Genomic DNA, 3,694 nt, shown 5'->3' on the forward strand with positions numbered 1-3,694 from the left:
CTAAGATTTTATGTCCAAATGCTACGCCCTTCTAGGATTTTTGCAAGAGGTCTAAAGAAAGAACCAGACCGAAAAACAATTAGCTTGCACGAGTTAAAAACTGGCAAGCGTCTAACCCAAAACGCATTACCCGCAGATTGTAAGTTTTTGGCTTACAACTCGTGGCGCATTGCAAACATTGTAAAGCCGTCTAGCGAAGGACGGGGTTTCAAACCCATTTTTCTGATGAGACAAATCATTCTCGAAAAGATTGTTGCTACCCTACAACCTTTAGATTTTGTTCTCGCTTTGTGGCAAGGAGGCTCAGCCGCCCACGGATACACCGACGAGTGGTCAGACCTCGATATTGCGGTTGTGGTTGCAGATAATAGCGTGGAACAAACCTTTGAGATTGTAGAACAAGCCCTCACGGAAATTTCCGAAATTGAACTCAAATATCGAGTTCCAGAACCCGCTTGGCACAATCAGTCCCAGTGCTTTTGGCGGCTCAAAGAAACTGAGCCGTTCTTGCTAATTGATTTTGCCGTTTTCCGCCGCAGCAGCCGCAACGATTTTCTGGAAATCGAGAGACACGGAAAAGTCCCGATCGCCTTTGACAAAGCTAATATAATTGTACCTGCTCATTTGGATAAAAATCAGCATCTTTCCCGAATGCAAGCCAGATTCAACGAAATTAAAATTCGTTTTGATTTGCTGCAACCTCTGGTAAAAAAAGAGATTTACCGCGGGCATTTAGTAGAGGCGATCGGCAATTATCACAATTGGACGCTTTTACCGTTAGTCGAACTGTTGGGCACGATCTACCGTCCCCACAGATACGACTTTCAACTAAAATATTTTAGCCGAGATTTTCCGGTCGAAATAGTCGATCGCCTCACACCGCTTTTCTGCATTGCCAATCTCGAAGATTTGGGCGAAAAACAACAAACAGCCGAGGCTTTTTTCGCAGATATATTACCGCAGGCAGAAGCTAAATTATCTAATGCCAATTCTCAAAAGTAGGGAAACAGCCTTTCGGTGTCCTGCCCCGAGATTACCGACAAGGCACTGCAATTTGCTCTGAAAATCACGAGCGCGGTAAGATTAGTTGCTCAAGGGAATATGCAAGTTTTAATAATTAGCCTAAAATTTAGAATTGTAGCAATATCCTGTCAATCTTGTGTAAAAATATCCGACAAGTAACATACAGTGCTAAAAATTTATTACCGAAAGCTATTAACATAGTAGTATCAACCTTAAAAATCAACATCTCGTGACAAAACTCAGCGTCAACATCAACCGCATCGCCCTCCTGAGAAACTCTAGAAATATCGGCATTCCCAGCGTTACCGAAGCTGCAAAAACAGTAATTGCGGCCGGAGCCCACGGCGTTACAGTCCATCCGCGCCCAGACGAAAGGCACATCAAAGCTGCCGACGTTTATGACTTAGCCAAAATGCTAACCGTCGAGTTTAACATCGAAGGAAATCCGTTTGAGCCGCCATTTATGGATATAGTTTGCGATGTTAAGCCTGCTCAGTGTACCTTAGTCCCGGACGCTCCAGACGCGCTCACATCCGATAGCGGTTGGAATATTCCCCAAAATCGCGATCGGCTGTTACCAATTATTCAAAAATTAAAAGACAGCGGTATCAGAGTCAGCTTGTTTATGGATGCAGATGCTGCTCTCATGCCTCTAGCAAAAGAAGTTGGAGCAGACCGAGTAGAATTGTACACGGAACCCTATGCAACTGCTTTTCGTGAAGGCAATGTAGAATCAGTTTTTGAGAAGTATCTCTTAGCAGCTTCTTCGGCTCAATCTGTAGGTTTGGGAGTTAATGCCGGACACGATCTAAATTTGCAAAATTTAGCTAAATTTTGCTCGATTCCTGATATACTAGAAGTCTCGATCGGTCATGCTTTAATTGCAGAAGCCTTAGAAATGGGTTTGTCTAATACAGTACAAGCTTACCTAAAAATTCTCTCTAGTTTGTAGTAGAAATCAACTATCGCGATCGGGCGACTGTTTGACTCCCTCAGTCGTTGGTATCAGAGTTCCTTGCCTCACCAGAAAAAATTGGTTTAAAGCCCCCACCTTTGCAGGGAGAAACAAAAAGCAGACGATTCATTACTCCAATCCTCGGACTTAAGGGTAGAGGTCGCCCTCAAGCAGTCAACTGTCAACCCTTCGACTACGCTCACAGCAAGCTGTCAACTGAAAAAGCCCGATCGACCCTCACAGATCGGGTGGTAGACTGCGCCCGGCCGCGCACGCTACCACCCGATCGCCCAAAACAATCAACAGTAGAGGCCGTCACCCCTGCTGGTGAGGAGCATCTTGCTTGATAGCAAGGCCGATCGTAGAACCCAGACACCGCGTTTTTTGGGCGCCAGCATTTTTTTAGCAATATCCTCGGAAAAAGGTTTAATTTTCCTTAACTAAATAAATCAAAGTATCAATGATATTATACGCAGGCAGTATCATTGAAATGTTCGGACAAATCGAGGCTGTTACTTAGTTCCAGCATGGGCAATCTGCTAGCAGCAGTTTTTGTGCGACTACGGGATATCTAAGTCTCTCCCAAATGCTGGTTGAGCCTCAGCCCGCCCGACTTGATCCGGTGATAACAGGCAAACACAAGTAAGCATATACAACTCATTACCCCATCGAAAGTGCGACATGAAAAAACTAATTTTACTGACTGGAATGCTACTGATGATGACGGCAAAATCCGTATTTGCCAGCCCTGTAGCTTCAAAACTAGCACCGAGCGACCGGATGGCCGCCTCGGAAATTACAGAAATTGTTAATAAACCCGCTACTTCTGTCGCATTTACCCGGCTAGAACCGATCGAGCCAACATCGGCTATTTCTGTCTCAGTTTCCAACAAGCAAGAACCGATCGAGCCAACATCAGCTACTCCCGCAGCCGCGGCCAAGCTCGAACCCATTGAGCGAATGTCAACCTCGGAAATTAGACAAACTATCAGCCAACCCACTACCTATATTTTTGAAGGTGTCAAAGGGCGAGAACTCACTCTCTCGCTGTGGGCGGGAAAACTGACAGCCCAACTCTACAGCCCCAACGGTCAAAATATGGGGTCTCTTGACAAAAGTGACAATCAGTGGATCGGTCAGTTGCCAGAATCTGGCATCTACCGCGTGCGAGTTACCCCCAAAGGTGAGACGAGCAGTTTCGTACTCGAACGCGACTTTAACGCCAAGTGGACTTACAAGCCCGATCGCGTGGTTCCCATCGCCTTCGGAGACAACGAAGCCACAGTCAAACTCAAAATGTCCGGCTACCAAATCCAGCCCCTGACAGTTCAGGGGAAACAGGGACAGACAATCACGGTGACAGCTAGCAACAAAAATCTTGATGTGGCGATCGAATCTCCCTCGGGACAACTCCTCGATCAAGGCGAAGGTCAAAGTTTTGCGCAACTCCCCGAGTCGGGTACCTACAAGGTGCTGGTAGTTGCTAACAAGCCTGTCAAGCCCTCTATTAGAGTTTCTGTGCGCTAGTAAAGATGGCAAAAATCCGATCGGGCGATCGACTTTCCCTCGCCCAACCCCAAAAGCTCGCCCGAAAAGCGAGCTTTTTTTTGCGTAAAATCAACCGCCAAGAACGTTAGTTAGGGGAGCATCTCAGTTTGGGAAGTTGACTGTTGACTGTTGACTGTTGACTGTTGACTGTTGACTGTTGACTGTTGA

General features: G+C 46.2%; 4 protein-coding genes. All 4 read left to right on the forward strand.

Features of this window, described 5'->3' with window-relative positions; genetic code table 11:
* Positions 1-1,002 (forward strand): nucleotidyltransferase domain-containing protein (locus QT974_RS32450; protein ID WP_333472476.1); only part of this gene is annotated, 1,002 nt, incomplete at its 5' end.
* 250 nt (positions 1,003-1,252) lie between these two features.
* Complete coding sequence (locus tag QT974_RS32455) at positions 1,253-1,975, forward strand: pyridoxine 5'-phosphate synthase (protein ID WP_333472477.1); 723 nt, start codon at positions 1,253-1,255, stop codon at positions 1,973-1,975.
* A 47-nt stretch (positions 1,976-2,022) separates the two neighbouring features.
* On the forward strand, positions 2,023-2,325 hold the full coding sequence (locus tag QT974_RS32460) for a hypothetical protein (RefSeq protein ID WP_333472478.1): 303 nt from the start codon (positions 2,023-2,025) through the stop codon (positions 2,323-2,325).
* A 334-nt stretch (positions 2,326-2,659) separates the two neighbouring features.
* Positions 2,660-3,505: a hypothetical protein gene (locus tag QT974_RS32465; protein WP_333472479.1), complete on the forward strand. Its 846-nt coding sequence runs from the start codon at positions 2,660-2,662 to the stop codon at positions 3,503-3,505.
* Positions 3,506-3,694 lie beyond the last annotated feature (189 nt).

This window comes from Microcoleus sp. BM001215392, from assembly GCF_036700185.1.
Classification (GTDB): domain Bacteria; phylum Cyanobacteriota; class Cyanobacteriia; order Cyanobacteriales; family Microcoleaceae; genus Microcoleus.

Excerpts from the sequence above, each read along its gene's own strand:
- QT974_RS32465 (WP_333472479.1), top strand. The coding sequence starts at position 2,660 with ATGAAAAAACTAATTTTACTGACTGGAATGCTACTGATGATGACGGCA.